At 71.0% G+C, this 22,181-nt stretch carries 10 protein-coding genes; 8 read left to right on the top strand and 2 right to left on the bottom strand.

Annotated features, from left to right (window positions below):
• The first annotated feature begins 29 nt into the window (after positions 1-29).
• Entirely contained in the window at positions 30-1,256 is a 1,227-nt protein-coding gene (argJ, locus tag K7957_RS13080) for a bifunctional glutamate N-acetyltransferase/amino-acid acetyltransferase ArgJ (RefSeq protein WP_223012427.1), read from the top strand.
• 190 nt (positions 1,257-1,446) lie between these two features.
• Here the strand turns inward: argJ and galA are convergent, their stop codons facing one another.
• Entirely contained in the window at positions 1,447-4,332 is a 2,886-nt protein-coding gene (galA, locus tag K7957_RS13075; protein ID WP_223012426.1) for a beta-galactosidase GalA, read from the bottom strand.
• Positions 4,332-5,069 (bottom strand): GntR family transcriptional regulator, encoded by a 738-nt coding sequence (locus K7957_RS13070; RefSeq protein WP_223012425.1) that lies wholly within the window; start codon positions 5,067-5,069, stop codon positions 4,332-4,334. Before K7957_RS13070 ends, galA begins: the two co-directional genes overlap by 1 nt.
• A 344-nt stretch (positions 5,070-5,413) precedes the next feature.
• On the opposite strand from K7957_RS13070, the gene K7957_RS13065 reads away from it, so the two are divergent.
• The 7 genes from K7957_RS13065 (at position 5,414) to K7957_RS13035 (ending at position 22,031) form a co-directional block, all read left to right on the top strand.
• Positions 5,414-8,221 (top strand): TonB-dependent receptor, encoded by a 2,808-nt coding sequence (locus K7957_RS13065; protein ID WP_246617062.1) that lies wholly within the window; start codon positions 5,414-5,416, stop codon positions 8,219-8,221.
• Between the two features lie 272 nt (positions 8,222-8,493).
• Positions 8,494-10,824: a beta-N-acetylhexosaminidase gene (locus K7957_RS13060; protein WP_223012424.1), complete on the top strand. Its 2,331-nt coding sequence runs from the start codon at positions 8,494-8,496 to the stop codon at positions 10,822-10,824.
• The gene (locus tag K7957_RS13055; protein ID WP_223012423.1) at positions 10,824-13,418 is read left to right on the top strand and encodes a beta-mannosidase; all 2,595 of its coding nucleotides are present in this window, start codon (positions 10,824-10,826) and stop codon (positions 13,416-13,418) included. Before K7957_RS13060 ends, K7957_RS13055 begins: the two co-directional genes overlap by 1 nt.
• Entirely contained in the window at positions 13,415-15,934 is a 2,520-nt protein-coding gene (locus tag K7957_RS13050; protein ID WP_343228407.1) for a glycoside hydrolase family 3 C-terminal domain-containing protein, read from the top strand. The genes K7957_RS13055 and K7957_RS13050 overlap by 4 nt, the downstream gene beginning before the upstream one ends.
• 136 nt (positions 15,935-16,070) lie before the next feature.
• The gene (locus K7957_RS13045; RefSeq protein ID WP_223012422.1) at positions 16,071-17,504 is read left to right on the top strand and encodes a glycoside hydrolase family 125 protein; all 1,434 of its coding nucleotides are present in this window, start codon (positions 16,071-16,073) and stop codon (positions 17,502-17,504) included.
• A gap of 146 nt (positions 17,505-17,650) precedes the next feature.
• A complete protein-coding gene (locus K7957_RS13040) occupies positions 17,651-20,008 on the top strand; it encodes a GH92 family glycosyl hydrolase (RefSeq protein ID WP_343228406.1) in 2,358 nt (785 codons plus the stop codon).
• A gap of 118 nt (positions 20,009-20,126) precedes the next feature.
• Positions 20,127-22,031: an alpha-L-fucosidase gene (locus tag K7957_RS13035; RefSeq protein WP_223012421.1), complete on the top strand. Its 1,905-nt coding sequence runs from the start codon at positions 20,127-20,129 to the stop codon at positions 22,029-22,031.
• The last annotated feature ends 150 nt before the right edge of the window (positions 22,032-22,181 follow it).

Here is a 22,181-nt window from a genome sequence, read left to right as displayed (position 1 = left end):
TGCCTCCACGCCGCGCCTAAGAGGGCGCCATGTCGACGTCCATCTCCCCGCTCGCTACTCCCTTCCCCGATATGGCGACCGTCGCGGGCGTGACGCTGCGGGTCGCGCGCGCGCACTATAAGACGTGGGACCGCACCGACCTCACGCTCGCCGAGCTCGCCCACGGCACCACCGTCGCCGGCGTGCTCACCCGCTCCAGATGCCCCTCGCCCGAGGTGGAGTGGTGCCGCGCCGCGCTGGTGCTCGGCCACGCTCGCGCGCTGGTGGTGAACGCGGGCAATTCGAATGCCTTCACCGGGAATCGCGGGCGCGCCGCGGTGGAGGCGATCGCGGCGCAGGCGGCGCAGCAGCTCGGCTGCCAGCCGTCCGACGTGTTCGTCGCCTCCACCGGTGTGATCGGCGTACCGTTGCCGATCGACAAGGCGCAGGCCGGCGTCGCCGCCGCCTTCGCCGCACCCGAGGCGAGCTGGCGGGACGCGGCCGACACGATCGGCACCACCGACACCTACCCCAAGGGTGCGAGCGCGACCGCGGTCATCGACGGTCACACCGTGACGATCGCGGCGATCATCAAGGGATCGGGGATGATCGCGCCCGACATGGCGACGATGCTCGGCTTCGTCTTCACCGACGCCGCGGTGGAGGCCCCCTTCCTCCAGACCGCGCTCGCCGCGGCGAACACGCGCACCTTCTCGTGCATCACCGTCGACGGCGACACCTCGACCAGTGACACGGTGCTCGCCTTCGCCACCGGGGCGGCGGGCAACACGCCGCTGACCGATGACGACAGCCCCGGCGCCGACGCCTTCCGTGCCGCGCTGGCCGACGTCTGCCGCCAGCTCGCGCTGCTGGTGGTCCGCGACGGCGAGGGCGCGACCAAGCTGATCGAGGTGACCGTCGAGGGTGCCGAGAGCGACGCATCGGCGCACCGCGTCGCGCTGTCGATCGCGAACTCGCCGCTGGTGAAGACCGCGATCGCGGGCGAGGACGCCAACTGGGGCCGGGTCGTGATGGCGGTCGGCAAGGCGGGCGAGCCGGCCGAGCGCGACAAGCTGTCGATCCGGTTCGGCGCGACCCAGGTAGCGCGCGACGGGCTCGCGGTGGAAGGCTACGACGAGGCCCCGGTCGCGGCGCATCTGAAGGGACAGGAGGTCGAGATCGGGGTCGACCTCGGGCTCGGCGAGGGCCATGCCACGGTGTGGACCTGCGACCTGACGCACGGTTACATCTCGATCAACGCGGATTACCGCAGCTAAGGCGGCAAGACCGGCCGCGGCCGCGATGGGTCTCGTCGCCTGCCCTTGAGGGATCAGATACGGCGGAGGCTATCATTCCGAACTGACGTGCTCCTGCGGAAGCAGGAGCCCAGGGCAGCCAATACCACCGCTCGCGGCTCTGGGCTCCTGCTTCCGCGGGAGCACAGAGAAAGCCGGGCACGATCCCGTGCTAATCCGCGCCGAGCGTCACCGTGCCGACGATCCCCGCGGGCGCCTCGCCCTCCACCAGCAGCAGCACGACCCGCTCGCCCGCGCCGGCCGGCACCCGCGCCTCGATCGGACCTGGCGCCGTGTCGCGCTTGCTCGCGATCGGACGTCCGTCAACGAGCAGTTCGGCGCGGCCCGCGACCGACCCGAAACGGATCGTCCCGCCTTCCGCGCCGGCCCGCCGCCATGGCCGCACCACCGCGCGCCACGCGCGCCAGTCCGCGCCGGCCTCGCCGGGCACCAGCGCGCCGGGGCGGACGAATGCCCAGCTGTTGTTGTCGCCGTCCGGCGGTGCGACGTCCGCGGCGGGGCGCTCGCGCAGCGCGGGCGAGCGGCGCCACTCGGCGAGCGGCTGGGCGCGACGCCGCTCCGGCCAGTTGGCCGGTGGCGCGACCGCGCGCCGGTCGATCGTCGCGCGCGCGGCTCGTAGCCCCGACGCGGTCGCGGTCAGCGTCACCGCGCCGCCGCCGGCTGCCGCGCGCACGATCACCTGCGCCAGCCCGTTGAACAGGCTGCGCGTATCACCCTGCTCGGGCTCATGGCTGTTGGGATCGCCGTTGCCCAGGCCGATGATCTCGGCGCCGGTCACGCCGAAGCGCACCGGGAGGTTGGCGGTGGGCACATGCCGGCCGCGTGAGTCGATCGCGTCGACGGCCACCGGCAGCGCGTCGTCGCAGTCGCCCAGCATCACCCGTCGCGCCGGGGTGAGCCGCAGCGCCACCGGCGCGCCCGCGGTCTCGTGCGCCGCCCTCGCCACCTCGCGCCCGCCGCGCCGCGCCACTGCCTCGATCCGACCGGGCGCGTACGGCACCTGCCACTCGTTGCCCATGATCCGGTCGACCCGCTGCGTGCCGAGCGAGCGGCCGTTGAGCGACAGCGTCACCTCCTCGGCGTTGCTCATCACCAGCACGGGAACGGTCTGGCCCTCGCGCCCCGGCCAGGTCCAGTGCGGCGCGATCGACACGACCGCGGCGTCGTCGACCCAGTGCGCGCGGTGCACGTCATAGGCGGTCTTGGGGAAGCCGCAGAGGTCCATGATGCCGAAGAAGCTCGAGACCGTCGGCCAGTCATAAGGCGTCGGTTCGCCGTGATAGTCGAAGCCGGTCCAGGTGAAGCCGCCCGCGACGAAGCGCCGCTCCGCGATGGCGCGCCATGTCGCGCGGTGCGTCCCGCCCCAGCTCGCCGCCTCGTCGTCGTAGGAGGAGATGACGTGGCGAACGGGGTCGCTGGCGAAGGCGCCCCGCGTCTCGAACGCGCTGGTGTCCTCCGAGCTGGTCATCGGGCGCGTCGGGAAGAGCCGGTGGAACCGGTCATAGTCGCCCTGGTAATAGTTGAACCCGGTGACGTCGACGACGCTCGACACGCTGGCGGGCTCGAAGAAGGCGCCGTTCATCGCCGCGGTGACCGGGCGGCTATCGTCGAGCGCGCGGACCGCGTGTGCCATCCGCCGCACCATCTCGACGCCCGCGGGCGTGCCCTGCATCGGCTCCTCGTTGAACACCGACCAGAGGATCACCGAGGGATGGTTGCGGTCGCGCCGCACCAGCCAGCGCAGCTGCGCCATATAGTCGGGCGCGGGATTGAACTGGCGGTTCTCGTCCATGACGAGGAAGCCGAGTTCGTCGCACAGGTCGAGGAACTCGGCCGCGGGCGCGTTGTGCGAGCAGCGGATCGCGTTGCAGCCGATCGCCTTGAGCCGCTCGAGCCGCCAGCGGTGCAGCGCGTCGGGCATGGCGGTGCCCACCCCGGCGTGGTCCTGGTGGAGGCAGACGCCCTTCAGCTTGACCGGCCGATCGTTGAGGAAGAAGCCCTCGTCGGCGTCGAAGCGCGCGGTGCGGAAGCCGATCCGCGTGCGGCGCTCGTCGGCGACGCCCTCGCCGGTGACGCGCGTGACGACGGTGTAGAGTGTCGGCCGCTCGATCGACCATGACAGCGGCGTGCCGATCGCGAGCGTCAGCCGCGCCTCCACCTCGTCGAGCGCGGTGACGGTCGCGTCGGTCTCACCGCGCGCGACCTCGCGCCCGTCGGGGTCGAGCAGCCGCGCCTCCACCCGCGCCGCGCGATCGTCGCGCGCGACGCTGGTGAGAGTCACCGCCACCGGCACGTGCCAAGCGCCGTCTTCGCCGCGGCGCGGGTCGCAGTGGACACCGTCGCTCGCGATCGAGACGGGCGGCCGGCGCACCAGCCAGGCGTGGCGGTAGAGGCCGGCGCCCTCGTACCACCAACCCTCCATCGCCTCGGCGTCGACCCGTACAGCGACGGTGTTGAGCTCGTCGCCGAAGCGCGCGAACGGGGTCAGGTCGACGTAGACGCTGGTGTAGCCGGACCAATGGTGCGCCACGACGCTGCCGTTGACCCAGATCGTCGCGTTGGTGGCGATGCCGTCGAAGTGCAGTTCGATCCGCTGCCCGCGGTCGCGCGCCTCGAGTGCGAAGTGGCGCCGGTACCAGCCGATGCCGCGCGAACGATAGCCTTGCGCGACGTTGGCGGTCTCGACGACGGGCTGCGCCGACGCCCAGTCGTGTGGCAGTCGGACCCGCTGCCAGTCGGAGTCGTCATAGTCGATCGCCGCCGCACCCTGCGCGTTACCGGCCTTGACGCTGGCATAGGTTGCATTGTGCGTGTCGAGCCGCGGCGGCGCGATATCGCCCTCGTGGAACAGCCAGCCGCGCTCGAGCCGCACCCGCGTGGGATCGCCGTCGAAGGCGCGCGGTGGCAGCGCGTCGACGGGCGCGGGCATCGGCAGCCCGTCGCTCGCACCGCGACGGTCCGCCGGCGCGGCGGCGAGCGGCGCGCCCGCGACGGTCGCGAGCGCGGCGGTGCCGCGCAGCAGGTCACGCCGCCGCATCAGAGATCGGACAGTTCGGCGACGAAGTCGTAGGCGTCACCGCGATAGTAAGAGCGGGTGAACTCCACCGCGCGTCCGTCGCGCAGGAAGCCGCGCCGCTCGATCAGCAGCCCGGCATGGCCCGACTCGACGCCGAGCATGCGCGCGTGCTCGCCGCCGAACGGCACCGCGCGAAGCCGCTGCAGCGCGCGCGCCGGCCGGCTGCCCGCGGCCTGGAGCGCGGTGTAGAGCGAGTCACCCACCGCCTCGGCCGAGGAAAGGCAGTAGCCCGCGATGGTCGAGAGCTCGAGCGCCATCGGCTCGTCGTCGGCGCTGCGCAGCCGGTGGAAGCGGTAGACCGCCGCGCCGGGCGAGAGGCCGAGCGCCATCGACTCCTCGGGGCTCACCGTGCCGGCGGCGCGCAGGATCCACTGGCTCGACGCGGTCTTGCCGCGCGCGGCCATGTCCTCGGTGAAGGAGGACAATTTGGAGAAGCTCTTCTCGACGCGCCCCGCGACGAAGGTGCCCGCGCCGCGTCGCCGGGTCAGCAATCCCTCCTCGACCAGGCCGCCGATCGCCTTGCGCACGGTGATGCGCGACACGTCATACTCCACCGCGAGGTCGCGCTCGGCCGGGATCGCGTCGCCCTGCTGGAGCTTGCCGCCGCCGATCCCGTCGCGGATTACCTGCTGTAGCTGAAGGTAGAGTGGCGCCGCATTGCCTCGCCGGAACTTGCCTATCTCCTCGGCGAACCCCATTCCCTTCTCCCCACTGTCGGTCGATCGTCGCCGGATCACCGTAGCGTACCGGAACAGGTCCAGCGCCACAATCGCCGCTCCCCAGTCGATAGAACCACTTGCCGCTGGCGCCTCGGCAACCCCCAACGACAGCGGCGCGATCAGGAAATCGCGGACCCTCCGACACTTACTGGAGCATGCGCGACACGTAACCAAAGTGCAATTTTTTGTCGCCTGATTGGTATACTTTGGTTATACGATCTTGGAATCGCAGGAGCGGGGCCAACCCGACGCGCGGTCGCGGGGCGAACACGGCTTTTCACATGGAGCGAGCGGTCAGGGCCGCGTCGCCCAAAGGGGAGAATATGACGATGCGTATGCGGCAATTGGTCCTACTCTCGACCGCGCTCACCGGCCTCGCCGGCACCGCGCAGGCGCAGCAGACCCCGCCCTCGACGACTCCGCCGAGCGAGGCCGCCCCGTCGGTCGACTCGTCGGGCGACGCCACCGGCGAGGACGTCGTCGTCACCGGCTACGCGCGCAGTCTCCGCCAGGCGATCGAGGTGAAGCGCAGCGCCAACGCGGTGGTGGACGCGATCTCGGCCGAGGACATCGGCAAGTTCCCCGATCGCAACGTCGCCGAGTCGCTCGCGCACATCCCGGGCGTGTCGATCGACCGCCGCTTCGGCGAGGGCGAGAAGGTCGCGATCCTCGGCACCGACCCGGCGCTCAACCGCATGCTGCTCGACGGCCACGCGCTCGCCTCGGCAGACTGGGGCGGCAACGACAACGATCCCTCAAGCCGTACCTTCAACTATTCGCTGCTCGCGCCCGAGCTGGTCGACCGGCTGGAGGTCTACAAGTCGCCCGAGGCGCGGCTCGAGGACGGCAGCCTCGGCGGCACGGTGATCGTGCGCACGCGGCGCCCGCTGGAGCTGGAGGCCAACTCGCTGTTCGGCTCGGCCGGCTACACCTACAATGACCGGTCGGACAAGGGCAGCGTCCGCGGCTCGGGTCTGTACAGCTGGAAGAACAAGGACGAGACCTTCGGCTTCCTCGTCGCCGCCACCTACGACAAGCAGCAGCTGGTCCGCTCGGGCGTCGAGTTCTTCGGCTATGACAATAGCACGCCCAACGCCGACGGCACGTACAACAGCCCGTTCGTCAACCGTGACAGCACCACCGGCGCGCTCAGCCTGAAGAACCCGAACGCGACGGTCAGCGGCGGCACGATCTCTGACCTGTACCAGGCGGCCTCGCCGTTCGGCATCAACTACGCGTACTTCCAGCAGCAGCGCGAGCGCACCAGCGTCTCGGGGACGGTACAGTACCGGCCCGCGAGCAACCTGACGCTGACCCTGAACGGCCTACACATCAACGGTAATTACAACAACTACAGCCAGTCGATGTACACCATCCCGGGCGCGTGGAGCGGCGCGGACCTGCAGTCGGCGACGATCTCGAACGGCCTCGTCACCCAGGCCTCGTTCGGCGCGGCGACCAGTCAGCGCAACGCGCAGCTCGATACGCTGGTGCGCTCGACCAAGCTGAAGACCGACAACCTCAACTTCTTCGCCGACTGGGAGGGCGATGACGGTGCCAAGGTGACGTTCCTCGGCGGGTGGAGCAAGGCGACCGGCGGCCGCAACCCCGAGTATCTCTTCAACGTCCAGACCAAGCTGCCGTTCAGTTACGCGATCAGCCCCACCACGGCCGAGGTCAATTACACGGGCGACCTGACCAACCCGGCCAATTACTTCACCAACCCGCAGAACAACCCGGTGACGATCGAGGGCGTGCCCTACAACGTCAACGGCACGCAGCTGAACGCGGCGCAGATCGGCGGCCTCGACTATAGCGTCACCACCGATCGCGACATCTTCGGCGGCTTCGACGCGACCGTCCCGCTCAGCGACGGCTTCTTCAAGCAGGTGCTGATCGGCGCACGCATCACCGACCACGTCAACAAGATCGACGCGCGCGGCATCAACACCTATCTGACCACGTCGAAGCTCGGCTCCGAGCTGGGCGTGACCACGCTGACCACGCCGGACGGCATCTTCGACGGCTCGGGCGGCTCGGGCTCGGCGACCAAATATCTGAACCTGCCGCGCGACGCGGTGATCGACATCCTGGCGAACAGCATCAACACGCCGCTGTTCACCAAGGTCGGCGGTTCGACCCGCGTCGAGGAGCGTACCGCGGCCAGCTACGTCCAGGTCAATTTCGATCAAGGGGGTCTACGCGGCAACCTGGGCGGCCGCTTGGTCTACACGCGCGACGTCTCGTACTACGCGCTGTCGCTGCCGACCCTGGACAACCCCAACCCGGTGCCGGTGCCGACGAGCACCTCGACCGATTACCTGAAGTTCCTGCCCGCGCTCAACGTTGCCTATGAGATCAACCCGCAGGTGATCGTCCGCGGCGCGGTGGCCAAGGTGATCTCGCGTCCGCGCTACCAGGACCTCGCGGCGTCGATCACGCAGAACGACGTCACCTTCGACGCGGGCGGCGGCAACCCGAACCTGAAGCCCTATGAGTCGACCAACTATGAGGTGACCGCCGAATTCTACCCGCGCGCGGGCGCGCTGCTGTCGCTCGAATTGTATCGGCGCGAGATCGGCAATTACATCCTGTCGACCACACTCAACAACCAGAGCTTCTACAACTCGCTCGAGGGTCGGGTGATCAACACCTATCGCCTGTCCAGCCCGATCAACGCGGGCAAGGCGAAGGTCAACGGCGTGCTAGTCAACGGCCAGGCGGAGATCTGGGGCGGCTTCGGCATCCAGGCGAACTATGCCTATCAGGACAGCTCGACCTCGGTGATCCCGGGCGTCGACGGCGAGCTGAACCTGCCCTATCTCTCGAAGCACACCGTCAACGTCATCCCTTATTTCGAGAAGGGACCGTTCCAGGCGCGCGTCAGCTACAATTATCGCTCGTCCTACTTCCGCGCGATCGGCCGCCTCAACTCGTTCGAGATGGTGGCGCCGTACAACCAGCTCGACGCCTCGGCCTCGTTCGCGCTGACGCCGAACATCTCGCTGACGGTCAACGCGCAGAACCTGCTCGACGAGACCTACCTGCAATATAGCGGCACGCGCGATCGCCCCTCGGCCTCGTACAAGAACGGCCGCACCTTCGTGGGGAGTGTCACCTTCCGGCTGTGAGTTGCGCTTCTCTACCTGTCGCCCCGGCGGACGCCGGGGCCCAGTTGGGAAAGCCGAAGTGGGAGCCACCAACGTCGCCCAACTGGACCCCGGCGTTCGCCGGGGTGACAGGAGGAGGAGAGGTCCTCCTCCCACATTACTACCGCCTGTCCGCATCAGGTCGTGCCAGCCCCCTCATTGTACGGCTTTTCTTTTTATGGCCGAGGCATGGACGCCCGGCGGTGCATCGGTCATGATACCTCTTAATACCAAAACGTAACCAAGGGGTGGGCATGATCCGCAGCACGCTGGGAGCCTCGATCGGGGCGGCATTGGTGATCGCGGCGCCGGCGGCGGCGCAGCGCGGCGGTGACGTACCCAAGCTGCTCCCCATGCCGCAGTCGATCGCGCGCGGTTCCGGCACGCTGACGATCGGCGCCGGTGCCGGCGTGGCCGCGGAGTCCCCGCTCGCCCGGAGCGCCGCCACGCTGCTGATCGATCACGTCCGCACCGCGCGCGGTATCGCGCTCGCGCCCGTCGAGGCCGCGACCGCCCGCATCCGCTTCGTCGCAGACGCATCGGTCAAGGGCGACGAGGCCTATCGCCTCACCGTCGCGCGCGACGGCGTCCGCGTCGCCGCCTCGGCCGCGCCAGGCTTCGTCCATGGCGCGATGACGCTGGTGCAGCTGCTCAGCCCCGACGCGCGCGTCGGCCAGCCCGTGCGCGTGCCCGCGGTGACGATCGAGGACTCGCCGCGCTTCGCCTGGCGCGGGCTGATGCTCGACACCGCGCGCCACTTCCTCCCGCTCCCTGAAATCGAGAAGATCGTCGATCAGATGGCGGCGGTGAAGCTCAACACGCTCCACCTCCATCTCAGCGACGACCAGGGCTGGCGCTTCGAGGTGAAGCGCTACCCCAGGCTCACCGAGGTCGGCGCGTGGCGCACCCCGCCTTCCACCGGCGGCGCGGCGCCGACGCAGCGCTACGGCGGCTTCTACACGCAGGACGCGCTGCGCGGCCTCGTGCGCTACGCCGCCGAGCGCGGCATCACGATCGTCCCCGAGATCGACCTGCCCGGCCATGCCCAGGCGCTGGTCGCGGCCTATCCCGAGTTCGGCGTGCTCGGCGACCGGCCCGAGACCGGCAACGGCTGGGGCATCTTCCCCTATCTGCTCAACCCCGGGCCGAAGGGCGTCGCCTTCGTCAAGCAGGTGCTCGACGAGCTGATCGACGTGTTCCCCGGCACCTACGTCCATCTCGGCGGCGACGAGGCGGTGAAGGACCAGTGGGAGCGCAGCCCCGCGGTGCAGGCGCAGATCAGGGCGCTCAACCTCAAGGACGAGAACGCGCTGCAGAGCTGGCTGATCGACGAGCTCGGCACCTATCTGTCGAGCAAGGGCCGGCGGCTGATCGGCTGGGACGAGATCCTCGAGGGCGGGCTGCCCCCCTCGGCCTCGGTGATGTCGTGGCGCGGCGAGAAAGGCGCGGTCGACGCCGCGAACCAGGACCATGACGTCGTGCTCTCGCCCGCGCCGACGATGTACATCAACTATCTCCAGAGCCACCGCGCCGACGAGCCGCCCGGCCCGATCCAGGTACAGACGCTCGCCGACACCTATGCCTATGAGCCGATGCCCAAGGGGCTCGACCCGGCCAAGGCGGGCCACGTGCTCGGCGCGCAGATGAACCTGTGGAGCGAGTATCTCGTCTCGCCCTACCAGTACCAGCACTCGATCTTCCCGCGGCTCGCCGCGCTGGCGGAGAACAGCTGGATCGAGCGGCCGCGCGACTTCGCCGGCTTCCTGACGCGGCTCCAGCCGCAGGTGGCGCGCTGGAAGCGCGGCGGGGTAGAGGTGGCCGATTCCAGCGCCGCGGTCGATTTCAAGCTCGCGGGTACGCGCGGCGAGGCGCTGCGCGGCAAGCGGGTCAGTCTCACGCTCGCGCAGGACGCGCCGCAGGGCGCGATCCGCTACACGCTCGACGGCTCGGCGCCGACGCCCCGGTCGCGCCGCTACGCCGCGCCGCTGTCGCTCGCGCTCGGGCAGACCGTGCGCGCCGCGCCGTTCGATGCCGCGGGTACCGCGCTCGCCGCGCCGCGCGCGTTCGACACCGGGCGGGAGGCGCTGCTCACGCGCGTGTCGGGCGAGATGGCCGCCTGCCCCGGCGAGACGCGCGGGCTGCGCGTGCCGCTCACCACCGACGCGACCGCCAACGCGCCGACCTATGACGTCAACATCTTCAACCTGTGCAGCGTCTACCCCGCCGCGCCGCTCGACGTGGCGGGCGGCTTCACCGTCGAGGTCGCTCGGCTCGCGCGCAACCACGGGCTGGCGCACGACATCGACAAGGTGCGCCGCCACTTCAACGTCACCCCGCACGGCGAGCTGCTGGTGACGCTGGGCTGCCCCGCGATGAAGGACGGCAAGCCCGACCCGGACGCGCCCCGCCCCGTCATCGCCGCCAGCTTCCCGCTGCCCGATCCCGCGAGCGCGCCGCAGCGGCTGCGCTTCACCGGCACGCTGCCCGCGACGGACGGCGACCGCGACCTCTGCTTCCAGTTCACCTCCCCACTGACCGAGCCGCTCTACGCGGTCGAGCGAGTCAGCCTCGCGGATCGCCGTTGATGCGTCGTACCGCTCTGCTCTGCGTGCCGCTCCTGTTCGTCACCGGCGCCGCGGCCGCCGCTCCCAAGACCGTCACCTCGCTCGACACCGGCTGGCGCGTGCGGATCGATCCCGCCGATACCGCCGCGGCCAAGGCGCATCCCCGCGCCGCGCGCTGGTTCGCCGCGACGGTGCCCGGCAGCGTCCAGCAGGACCTGATCGCGACGCGGCAGGTGCCCGACCCCTTCCTGCGCACCAACGAGGCCGCGATCCAATGGGCCGGGCTCACCGCCTGGCAATATCAGCGCGTGCTCGACGTCACGCCCGCGACGCTGGCGCGCGACCATCTCGACCTCGTGTTCGACGGGCTCGACACGTTCGCGACCGTCTCGATCAACGGCCAGGTCGCGCTCACCGCGGACAATGCGCACCGCCGCTGGCGGGTCGACGCCAAGAAATGGCTCAGGGCCGGTCGCAACGAGGTGACGATCGCCTTCGCCTCGCCGATCAGGAAGCTCCAGCCGATGGTGCTGGCCCAGGCCGAGCCGCTGCCGGGCGAGTATGACTCGGCGTTCGGCGACGAGCCCAGGGGAAAGCAGACCTCGCCCTATATCCGCAAACCCAAGTATCATTACAGCTGGGACTGGGGCCCGCGCATCGTCAACATCGGCGTGTGGCAGGGCGTGCGGCTCGAGGCGTGGGACGAGGCGCGGCTCGACCGTATGCTGGTCGAGCAGGTCGCGCTCAACGACCAGGAGGCGCGGCTCGCCGCCAAGTTCGAGGTGATCGCCGACCGCGCGCGCACCGCGACGTTGCGCGCGCAGGTGGCGGGACCGGACGGCACGACCGTCACCGCCGAGCAGAACGTCTCGCTCGCCGCCGGGCTCAACCGCGTCACCGTGCCGCTGTCGGTCGCGTCGCCGCAGCGCTGGCAGCCGGTCGGCTACGGCGCGCAACCGTTATACCGCGTCAGCGGCGCCTTGGTCGAGGACGGCGTCGCGAACGACGGCGCCGAGCGGCGGATCGGCCTGCGCACCGTCGAGCTGATCCGCGACGACGGCGCCTTCGGCTTCCGCGTCAACGGCACGCCGATCTTCGCCAAGGGCGCGAACGTGATCCCGTTCGACAGCTTCCCGTCGCGCGTCACCGCTGAGACGATGCGCGGGCTGCTGCGCGACGCCAAGGCGGTCAACATGAACATGCTGCGGGTCTGGGGCGGCGGCCATTATCTGCCCGACTCCTTCTTCGACGCCGCCGACGAGCTGGGGCTGATGATCTGGTCGGACTTCATGTTCGGCGGTTCGGTCACCCCGCCCGACGCGGCGTTCCGCGAGAACGTCCGCGTCGAGGCCGAGGAGCAGGTCGCGCGCCTCTCCGGCCACCCCTCGATCGTGCTGTGGGCGGGCGGCAACGAGGTGCTGTCGGGCTGGGAGAATTGGTCCGATCGCAAGGCGTTCAAGAAGCGCGTCGGCGCCGACGAGCAGGAGCGGATCGGCACCGGCATGGCGGTGCTGTTCGACCGCGTGCTGCGCGACGCGGTGCGCGACTATGACCCGGCGGTCCCCTATTGGCCCGGCTCGCCCTCGACCGGCTACGAGGGACCGGTCGACACGGATGCCGCGGGCGACCGCCACTTCTGGGACGTCTGGTCGGGCTCCAAGCCGGTCGAGAACTATCTCGACAGCTGCCCGCGCTTCATGAGCGAGTACGGCTTCCAGGGCGCACCCGACCTCGCCACGATCCAGGACTTCGCGGGCACGCTCGAGCTCACCCCCGACGCGCCGGTGATGCGCGCGCACCAGAAGTTCCTCGCCGGCGCGGGCAACGAGCGGCTGATGTTCTACCTGCGCGAGCGTCTCGGCGAGCCGCGCGACTTCGCCGACTTCGTCTATCTCACCCAGGTCAACCAGATGCAGGCGATCGAGCTCGCCGCGCTGCACCACCGCGCCTGCCGGCCGACCAACATGGGCTCGCTCTTCTGGCAGCTCAACGACGTCTGGCCCGCGATCTCCTGGGCAAGCATCGATCACTCGGGGCGGTGGAAGCTGCTCCATTACGCGGCGCGTCGCTTCTTCGCGCCGCAGGCGATCGTCGCCGAGCATCACGACGGCACGCTGCGCGTCGCGGTCGTGTCCGACGCGACCCAGCCGATCGCGGCGCGCTGGCGCGTGCGTGCCTTCGCCACCGACGGGGGAGTGGTGGGCGAGCGCGGCGGCGACCTCACGCTGGCGCCGCTCACCGCCGCCGAGGTGGCGTCGATCGCCGACGCCGGGCTGTTCGCCGCCGCCCCCGCCGAGGCGAGCTACGCGGTGGCCGAGCTCATCATCGGCGACGCGGTGGTGAGCCGCCGCGTGATCGAGCGCGTGCTGCCCAAGGCGATGCGCTGGCCCGACCCCGGTCTCAGCGCGCGCTGGGACGGACGCAGCGTCACCGTCACCGCGCGGAAGCTGGCGCGGGCGGTGATGCTCGACTTCGGCGCCACCGCGGCGCAACCGTCCGACGACGGTTTCGACCTCTTGCCCGGCGAGAGCCGCACCATCACGATCGAGTCCGCGGCATCCCCCGCCGCGCTGAAGCGCGCCCTGATGCTTCGTTCGCTAGGAGGAACGCATTGATCTGGCTGTTACTCGCGCAGGCCGCCGACCCGGTGGTTGCGACCGTCGCGACGATGACGATCGAGGAGAAAGCGGCGCAGCTGCAGAGCACCGCGCCGGCCGACGCCAAGGCCAAGCTGCCCGCCTATGACTGGTGGAACGAGGGGCTGCACGGGCTGGCGCGCAACGGCTATGCCACCGTCTTCCCGCAGGCGATCGGCATGGCCGCGACCTGGGACACCGACCTGGTCCACCGCATCGGCGACGTGGTCGCGACCGAGGCGCGCGCGCGCTTCAACGCGCGGCCGATCGACGCCGACCGTCGCATCTACGAGGGGCTGACGATCTGGTCCCCCAACATCAACATCTTCCGAGATCCGCGCTGGGGCCGCGGGCAGGAGACCTACGGCGAGGACCCGTATCTCACGGGCACGCTCGGAGTCGCCTTCATCAGCGGGCTGCAGGGACCGAACCCGCTCTATCCCAAGGTGATCGCCACCCCGAAGCATTTCGCGGTCCACAGCGGCCCCGAGGCCGGTCGCGACGGTTTCGACGTCGACCCCAGCCCGCAGGACCTGGAAGCGACCTACACCCCCGCCTTCCGCCTCGCGATCACCGAGGGCAAGGCGCGCTCGCTGATGTGCGCCTATAACTCGATCCACGGGGTTCCCGCCTGCGCCTCGTCGCCTTTGCTCAACGACCGGCTGCGGCGCGACTGGGGCTTCACCGGCTTCACCGTCTCCGACTGCGACGCGGTCGCCAACGTCCACCTGTTCCACCATTACCGGCTCGACGCCGCCGAGGCGGCCGCGGTGTCGGTGCGCGGCGGCGACGATCTCAACTGCGGCAATACCTATGGCGCGCTGCCCGAGGCGGTGAAGCGCGGACTGGTGAGCGAGCAGGAGGTCGACCGCGCGCTCATCCGCTCGCTCGAGGCACGCCGCGCGCTCGGCATCGCCTTCGGCGCGACCAGCCCCTGGTCGAGGATCGCGGCGAGCGAGGTCGGCACGCCCGCGCACCACGCCGTCGCGCTCGAGGCGGCGCGCAAGGCGATCGTGCTGCTCAAGAACGACGCCGGCCGGCTGCCGCTCGCGCCGGGCACCAAGGTGGCGGTGATCGGCGCCAACGCCGACGATCTCGGCGTGCTCCAGGGCAATTACCACGGCACCGCGGCGCGCCCGGTGACGCCGCTCCAGGGCGTGCGCGCGCGCTTCCCGGGCGCGACCTACGCGCAGGGCTCGGTGCTCGCCGACGGCGCGCCGGTGGTGCTGCCCGAGACCGCGCTCAAGGGGCTGACCGTGAGCTACACCGCGGGCGAGCGCACCGTCGCCGCCGCCGCGGCGCGCACGATCGATCTCGACCTCAACCGCGCCGCCCCGGCGCCAGACCTGCCGGCGAACGGCTATGTCGCGCGCTGGAGGGGCGCGCTCCAGCCGCCCGCGGCGGGACGCTACCGGCTGGTGCTCGACCAGACGCAATGCTGGAAGAACTGCACCACGCACGACAGCGCGCGGCTGACGATCGGCGGGCGCGTGCTCCACGACGGTGCGCTGCCCAAGGGCCGCGTCGAGATCGACTATGACAGCGACGGCAGCGCGCAGCCGCTGGAGCTCCTGCTCGACCACCGCAGCGAGGACGACAGCTTCCGCCTGCTGTGGCTGCCGCCCGCGGACGCGCTGCTGGACGAGGCGGTCGCCGCCGCGCGCGCTGCCGACGTGGCGGTGGTGGTCGGCGGGCTCTCGCCCGACCTCGAGGGGGAGGCGCTCCAGGTGCAGGTGCCCGGCTTCGTCGGCGGCGACCGCACCGACATCGCGTTGCCCGCGCCGCAGCAGCGGCTGCTCGCCGCGCTCAAGGCGACGGGAAAGCCGATCGTGCTCGTGCTCGCCAGCGGCAGCGCGGTCGCGGTCGACCCCGCGGTGGCGGACTCGATCCTGGCCTTGTGGTACCCCGGCGAGGCGGGCGGCACCGCGTTGGCGGACGTGCTCTCGGGCGCGACCAACCCGTCGGGCCGGCTGCCGGTGACCTTCTACAAGGCGACCACCGACCTGCCCGCCTTCGTCGACTACGGCATGAAGGAGCGGACCTATCGCTATTTCACCGGCACGCCCCTGTGGGGGTTCGGCCACGGGCTGAGCTACACGCGCTTCGGCTATGACCGGGTGAGCGCGCCCGCGACGCTCGCCGCGGGCGCGCCGCTGACGCTCACCGCGCGCATCACCAACCAGGGCCCGCGCGCCGGCGAGGAGGTGGTGCAGGCCTATGTCGTGCCGCCCGCCATCAAGGGCGGCAGCTTCACCGCGCCGGTACTGCAGCGCCAGCTGGCGGGCTTCCAGCGCATCGCCCTCCGCCCGGGCAAGAGCGGCACCGCGCGGCTCACGCTCGATCCGCGCTTCCTCAGCGTGGTCGAGCGTGACGGCCGCCGCCACGTGCCGCCGGGCGCCTATCGCGTCTGGGTCGGCGGCGGTCAGCCCGGCGACGCGGCAGGAAACTGGGTCGACGTGACTCTAACGGGCGAGGACGAAGACCTGCCGAAGTGAGGGCGCCTCGCCTGACCACCTCGTCTCCCCGGGCTCGTTCCGGGGCCTACCTCGCAGCGCACCGCGCGACCGCGGCGTGCGCGGCGCGGTGGATCCCGGATCGGGTCCGGGATGACGGCCTAGGAGAAGACAGAGCATGACGATCGACCGCCGCACCTTCGTGGGCGCCGCCGCGGCACTGGCCACCGCCCCCACGACCGCGCGTGCCGCCACCCCAGCGACCTTCGCCAGCAAGCGCCCGCCGCTCGGCGAGCGCCGCTTCACCAGTCGCGCGGTGGAGCAGGAGATGCAGCGTGTCTCGACCAAGATCGGCGACCCCAAGCTGCGCTGGATGTTCGGCAACTGCTACACCAACACGCTCGACACGACGGTGCGGCTGGGCACGGTCGACGGCCGCGCCGACACGTTCGTGATCACCGGCGACATCGACGCGATGTGGCTGCGCGACAGCTCGGCGCAGGTGGCCCCCTACGTCCATCTCGCCAAGGCCGACCCGCGGCTCGCGGAGCTGTTCCGCGGGCTGATCGCGCGGCAGGCGCGCTGCATCCTGATCGACCCCTATGCCAACGCCTTCCTGGAAGATCCCAAAGCCAAGACGCAGCTGGAATGGTCGCTCAAGGACGTCACCGAGCTCAAGCTGGGCGTGGCCGAGCGCAAGTGGGAGATCGACTCGCTCTGCTATCCGATGCGGCTGGCGCTGCAATATTGGCGGGCGACCGGCGACCCCCGCCCGTTCGACTCGACCTGGGCCGCGGGCGCGCGAGCGAGCATCCGCACCTTCCGCGAGCAGCAGCGCAAGGATGGGCCGGGGCCGTACCGCTTCCTGCGCGTGTCCGATCGCAACACCGAGACCCTGCCCTCGCGCGGCTATGGCAACCCGATCAGGCCGGTCGGGCTGATCGCCTCGGGCTTCCGCCCCTCGGACGACGCGTGCCAATATCCCTTCCTGATCCCGTCCAACCTGTTCGCGGTGAGCGCGCTGCGCGGCCTCGCGACGGTGGCGAACGAGGCCAGGCGCGACGCCGCACTGGCGCGGGAGGCCACCGCGCTCGCCGACGAGGTCGACGCGGCGCTGCGCGCCCATGGCACGATGAAGCTGCGCGACGGCCGCGAGGTCTGGGCCTATGAGGTCGACGGCTACGGCAACGCCTATTTCATGGACGACGCCAACGTGCCGTCGCTGTCGGGGCTCTCCTATCTCGGCTGCGTCGCCCCCGACGACGCGCTGTGGCGCCGTACCGAGGCGGCGGCGTGGAGCGACGTGAACCCCTATTTCTTCCGCGGCCGCGCCGGCGAGGGGATCGGCGGCCCGCACGCGGGACTGCGCCAGATCTGGCCGATGTCACTGATCGTGCGCGCGCTCTCGACCAGCGATCCGGCGGTGATCCGCGCCTGCCTCACGACGATCCGCGACACCGATGCGGGCACCGGCTTCATCCACGAGAGCTTCGACCAAGACGATCCGAACACGTGGACACGTCACTGGTTCGCCTGGGCCAACGGGCTGTTCGGCGAGCTGATCGTGCGGCTGGCGACGACGCAGCCCGCGCTGCTCGCGGGGGCGCTGTGATGGAGCGGGATGAGGTCGGGGCGCTCGCTGCAACGGCCCCCGCTCCTGGCTCCGCCCCGGCGGACGCCGGGGCCCAGTTGGGGGACGCTGGTAAGAAGTCACCACGGCCTTCCCAACTGGACCCCGGCGTCCGCCGGGGTGGTAGTGTGGGGACTGGCACCGCCCCCCTTACCACCCCCCGCCTCCAGCTCAGCCGCCGCGCGCTGCTCGCCACCGCCGCGAGCACCGCGCTCGCCGCCCCCCTTCCGCTCGCCGCCGCGGCGCGAGCGGAGCGCACCGTGCCCAATCTCTTCGTCGGCACCGGCGGCGACGGCCACACCTACCCGGGGGCGACGCTGCCCTTCGGCATGGTGCAGCTCTCGCCCGACACCGACGTCGAGCGCTGGGACACCTGCTCGGGCTACCACCACGGTGACGGCTCGATCATGGGGTTCAGCCACACCCACCTCTCCGGCACGGGCATCGGCGACATGCTCGACGTGCTGCTGGTGCCGGCGCGCGGCGAGGTTAAGCTCACACCCGGCCCGCTCGCCGATCCCGACGCTGGCTATCGCCAGCGCTACTCGGACGAGCGCGCCGAGCCCGGCTATTACCGGGTGAAGCTCGAGAGCGGCGTGCTCGCCGAGCTCACCGTGACCGAGCGCACCGGCTGGCATCGCTACACCTTCCCCAAGGGTGCGGCACATGTGCTGGTCGACTTGTCGCATCTCGTGCTCGACAAGAGCGACGCCAAACCGCTGATCGACGAGGCCTCGCTCGCGCTCGACGCCGACGGCACGCTGACCGGCAGCCGCCGCGTCCACCGCTGGGCCAAAGGGCGCCGCATCCACTTCGCGCTGCAGCTCTCGCGCCGGCCCGACCGCGTCACCTTCTACGGCGACGACGACAGGGAGCAGCCCGCCGGCGCCAGCGGCGTGCAGGGCAAGCGCGTCAAGGCGGTGCTCCACTTCGACGAGTCCGGCGGCGCGCCGCTGTTGGCGCGCTGCGGCATCTCCGCGGTCGACGTCGCGGGGGCGCGCGCCAACCTCGCCGCCGAGGCGCGCGGCTGGGACTTCGACACGGTCCGCCGCGCCGCCGCGCGCCGCTGGGCCGAGCAGCTCGGCGCGGTCACGGTCGAGGGCGGCAGCGCCGACCAGCGCGTCATCATGGCCTCGGCCTTGTACCACGCGATGGTGGCACCGACGCTCTTCTCCGACGTCGACGGTCGCTATATCGGGCTCGACCGAAAGCCGCAGCGAGTCCCCGCGGGCGAGCGCGCCTTCTCGACCTACTCGCTGTGGGACACGTATCGCGCGCTCCACCCGCTGCTGACGCTGGTGGCGCCCGATCAGGCCGGCGCACTGGTCCGCGACCTCGTCCGCCAGACGCAGCAGAGCCCCTATGGCCCGCTCGTCTGGCCGCTCCAGGGGGTAGAGACCGGGACGATGATGGGCTGGCACGGCGTCTCGGTGCTCGCCGAGGCGCAGGCCAAGGGCATTCCGGCCGACTATGCCGCGGCCTGGCCGGCGATCAGGAGGCGCTCGTTCGACTTCGCCGCGCCCGACCTCGACAACAGCAAGGGCCGCGACCTGTACGACGCCAAGGGCTATGTCCCCGCCGACGTCTGGTTCGAGAGCGTCAGCCGCACGCAGGAATATGCCTATGACGACTGGGCGTCGTCGCACCTCGCGCGCGCCGCGGGGCAGAGCGCCGACGCCGAGCGGCTGGCGAAGCGTTCCGGCAACTGGCGCAACGTGATCGACCCCGCCATCGGGTTCGCGCGCCCGCGCTTCGCCGACGGCAGCTGGTGGAAGGACTATGACCCGATCCAGCTCGGCCACATGCCCAAGCCGTGGTGGCGCGACTACACCGAGGCGAACGGCTGGCAGGCGACCTTCCTCAACCAGCACGACGTCTACGGCCTGATCCGGCATATCGGCGGCGATCAGGCGTTCGAGGCCAGACTGGACGCGCTGTTCACCGCGCCCTCGACCTTGCCCGCCAACGCGCCGCCCGACATCGCGGGGTTGGTCGGGCAATACGCGCACGGCAACGAGCCCGACCAGCACGCGCCCTATCTCTACGCCTATGTCGGCGCGCCGTGGAAAACGCAGGCGATGGTGCGGCGGCTCTGCGTCGAGATGTACCAGAACGCGCCCAAGGGCGTGATCGGCAACGACGATTGCGGGCAGATGAGCGCCTGGTTCGTCTTCTCGGCGCTCGGCTTCTACCCGGTCGACCCGGTCGAGGCGGCCTATGTGTTCGGCTCGCCCCTGTTCGCTCGCGCGACGCTGCGCGTCGGTGACGGCAAGCGGCTGGTGATCGAGGCGCCGGGCAACCGCGCCGACACGCCCTATGTCGCCGCGGTGACGTGGAACGGGCGGCCGTGGAGCAGGAGCTGGATCAGCCACGCCGAGCTGGTCAAGGGCGGCACGCTGCGCTTCACGATGAGCGCGACGCCGGCGCCCGGCTTCGGCCGCGCGATGGCCGACCGACCGCCGTCGTTCGGGCGGGTGCCCTCATGACGCGGTGCCCCGGCGCAGGCCGGGGCCCAGTTGGGGGACGTTGCCGCACCCCTCTCACCGACCCGATACTGGGCCCCGGCCTGCGCCGGGGCACAAGCTCTTCACGCTGGAGCCGCCCATGACCGACCTCACCCGCCGCGCGCTGCTCGCCGCCGGTGCCGCCACCGCCGCCCTCCCCGCCGCCGCGCAGCGCTCCGGCGCGCCCGAGCCCTGGGGCGCGACGCCGTCGCGGCGTCAGCTCGCCTGGCACGCCCGCGAGCAATATGCCTTCGTCCATTTCTCCATCAACACCTTCACCGATCGCGAATGGGGTTATGGCGACGAGATCCCCCAGCTCTTCGACCCGACCGACTTCTCGGCCGACCAGATCGTCGCCGCGGCCAAGGCGGGCGGCATGCGCGGCATCATCCTCACCGCCAAACACCATGACGGCTTCTGCCTCTGGCCGACCCGGCTGACCGAGCATTGCATCCGCAACAGCCCGTACAAGCAGGGCAAGGGCGACATCGTCCGCGAGATGGAGCAGGCGACGCGCCGCGCCGGGCTCGCCTTCGGCCTGTACCTGTCGCCGTGGGACCGCAACCATCCCGAGTATGGGCGTCCCGGCTACGTCGATTATTTCCGCAAGCAGGTGGTCGAGCTCTGCACCGGCTACGGCGAGCTGTTCGAGTTCTGGTTCGACGGTGCCAACGGCGGGGACGGCTATTACGGCGGCGCACGCGAGGCGCGGAAGATCGACGCGCCGAGATATTATAACTGGCCCTCGATCGTGGCGCTGGTCCACCAGCACCAGCCGATGGCCTGCACCTTCGACCCGCTCGGCGCGGACGTGCGCTGGGTCGGCAACGAGGACGGCGTCGCGGGCGACCCGTGCTGGCCGACCATGCCCAACCACCCCTACGTGCAGAGCGAGGGCAATTCGGGCGTGCGCGGCGCACCTCTGTGGTGGCCGGCCGAGACCGACGTCTCGATCCGCCCGGGCTGGTTCTATCACGCCGACGAGGACGCCAAGGTCAAGGACCCGGCGCGGCTGCTGCGGCTGTATGACGAGTCGGTCGGGCGCGGCACCAACCTCAACCTCAACCTGCCGCCCGATCGCCGCGGCCGGCTCCACGACCATGACGTCGCGGTGCTCAAGAGCTTCGGCGACGCGCAGGCGGCGACCTACGCGACCGATCTCGCACGCGGCGCGGTCGCGCACGCCAGCGCCGAGCGCGGGCCCGCCTTCGCCGCGGCGTACGTGCTCGACGGACGGCGCGACACCTATTGGTCGACGCCCGACGCGATCACGACTCCGACGCTGACGCTCGACCTGCCGCCGGGCCGCGCGTTCGACGTGATCCGGCTGCGCGAGCATCTCCCGCTCGGCGTACGCGTGACCCGGTTCGCGATCGACCTGGAGGAAGGCGGCGCGTGGCGCACGGTCGCGGAGCACGAAGGCATCGGCGCGCAGCGGATCATCCGTCTGCCGCGGCCGAGCGCGGCGCGGCGGCTGCGGCTGCGCGTGATCGAGGCGCCCGCCTGCCCCGCGATCAGCGAGATCGCGCTGTTCCGCCAGGTCGCACCGGCCGCGGTGGCGCCCGTGCGCTCGTCCGACCCGACCGTGCTCGCCAAGGACAAGTGGCGGATCGTCGCCGCGAGCGGCGCCGGCGCCGAGGCGCTGATCGACGGCGACGCGGCGACGCGCTGGACCGTCCCAGCCCCCTCCGCCGCGGCTCCGGCGAGCGTGACGATCGACCTGGCCAAGCCGCTGACGCTGACGGGTTTCAGCCTCACGCCCTCGCGCACGGTGGCGAAGGATACCGCACCGCCGCGCGGCTATCGCTGCGAGACCAGCGCCGACGGCACGAGCTGGCAGCCCGCCGCCAGCGGCGAGTTCGGCAACATCGCCTATGCGCTGTCGACGCAGCGGGTGGCGTTCACGCCGCGCCGCGCGCGCTACCTGCGCGTGAGCTTCGACGCGGTCGCGCTGCCGGTGTCGCAGCTGACGGTGGCGGAGATCGGCGCGTTCGGGGACGCGTGAGAGGGGCGCCGCACGCATCTCCCCTTTTGGGCCAGGCTGATCCCCACGCTCCGTTCGTGCTGAGGCTGAGCTTGTCGCAGCCTCCTCTCGAAGCACCCTGCCCGGCGGACCTGGCGATGCTTCGAGACGGCACTTCGACTCCGCTCAGTG

This window comes from Sphingomonas yunnanensis (genome assembly GCF_019898765.1).
Taxonomy (GTDB): domain Bacteria; phylum Pseudomonadota; class Alphaproteobacteria; order Sphingomonadales; family Sphingomonadaceae; genus Sphingomonas; species Sphingomonas yunnanensis.
Note: the sequence above shows the minus strand (reverse complement) of the source record. Positions and strands in the feature narration are given on the sequence as shown.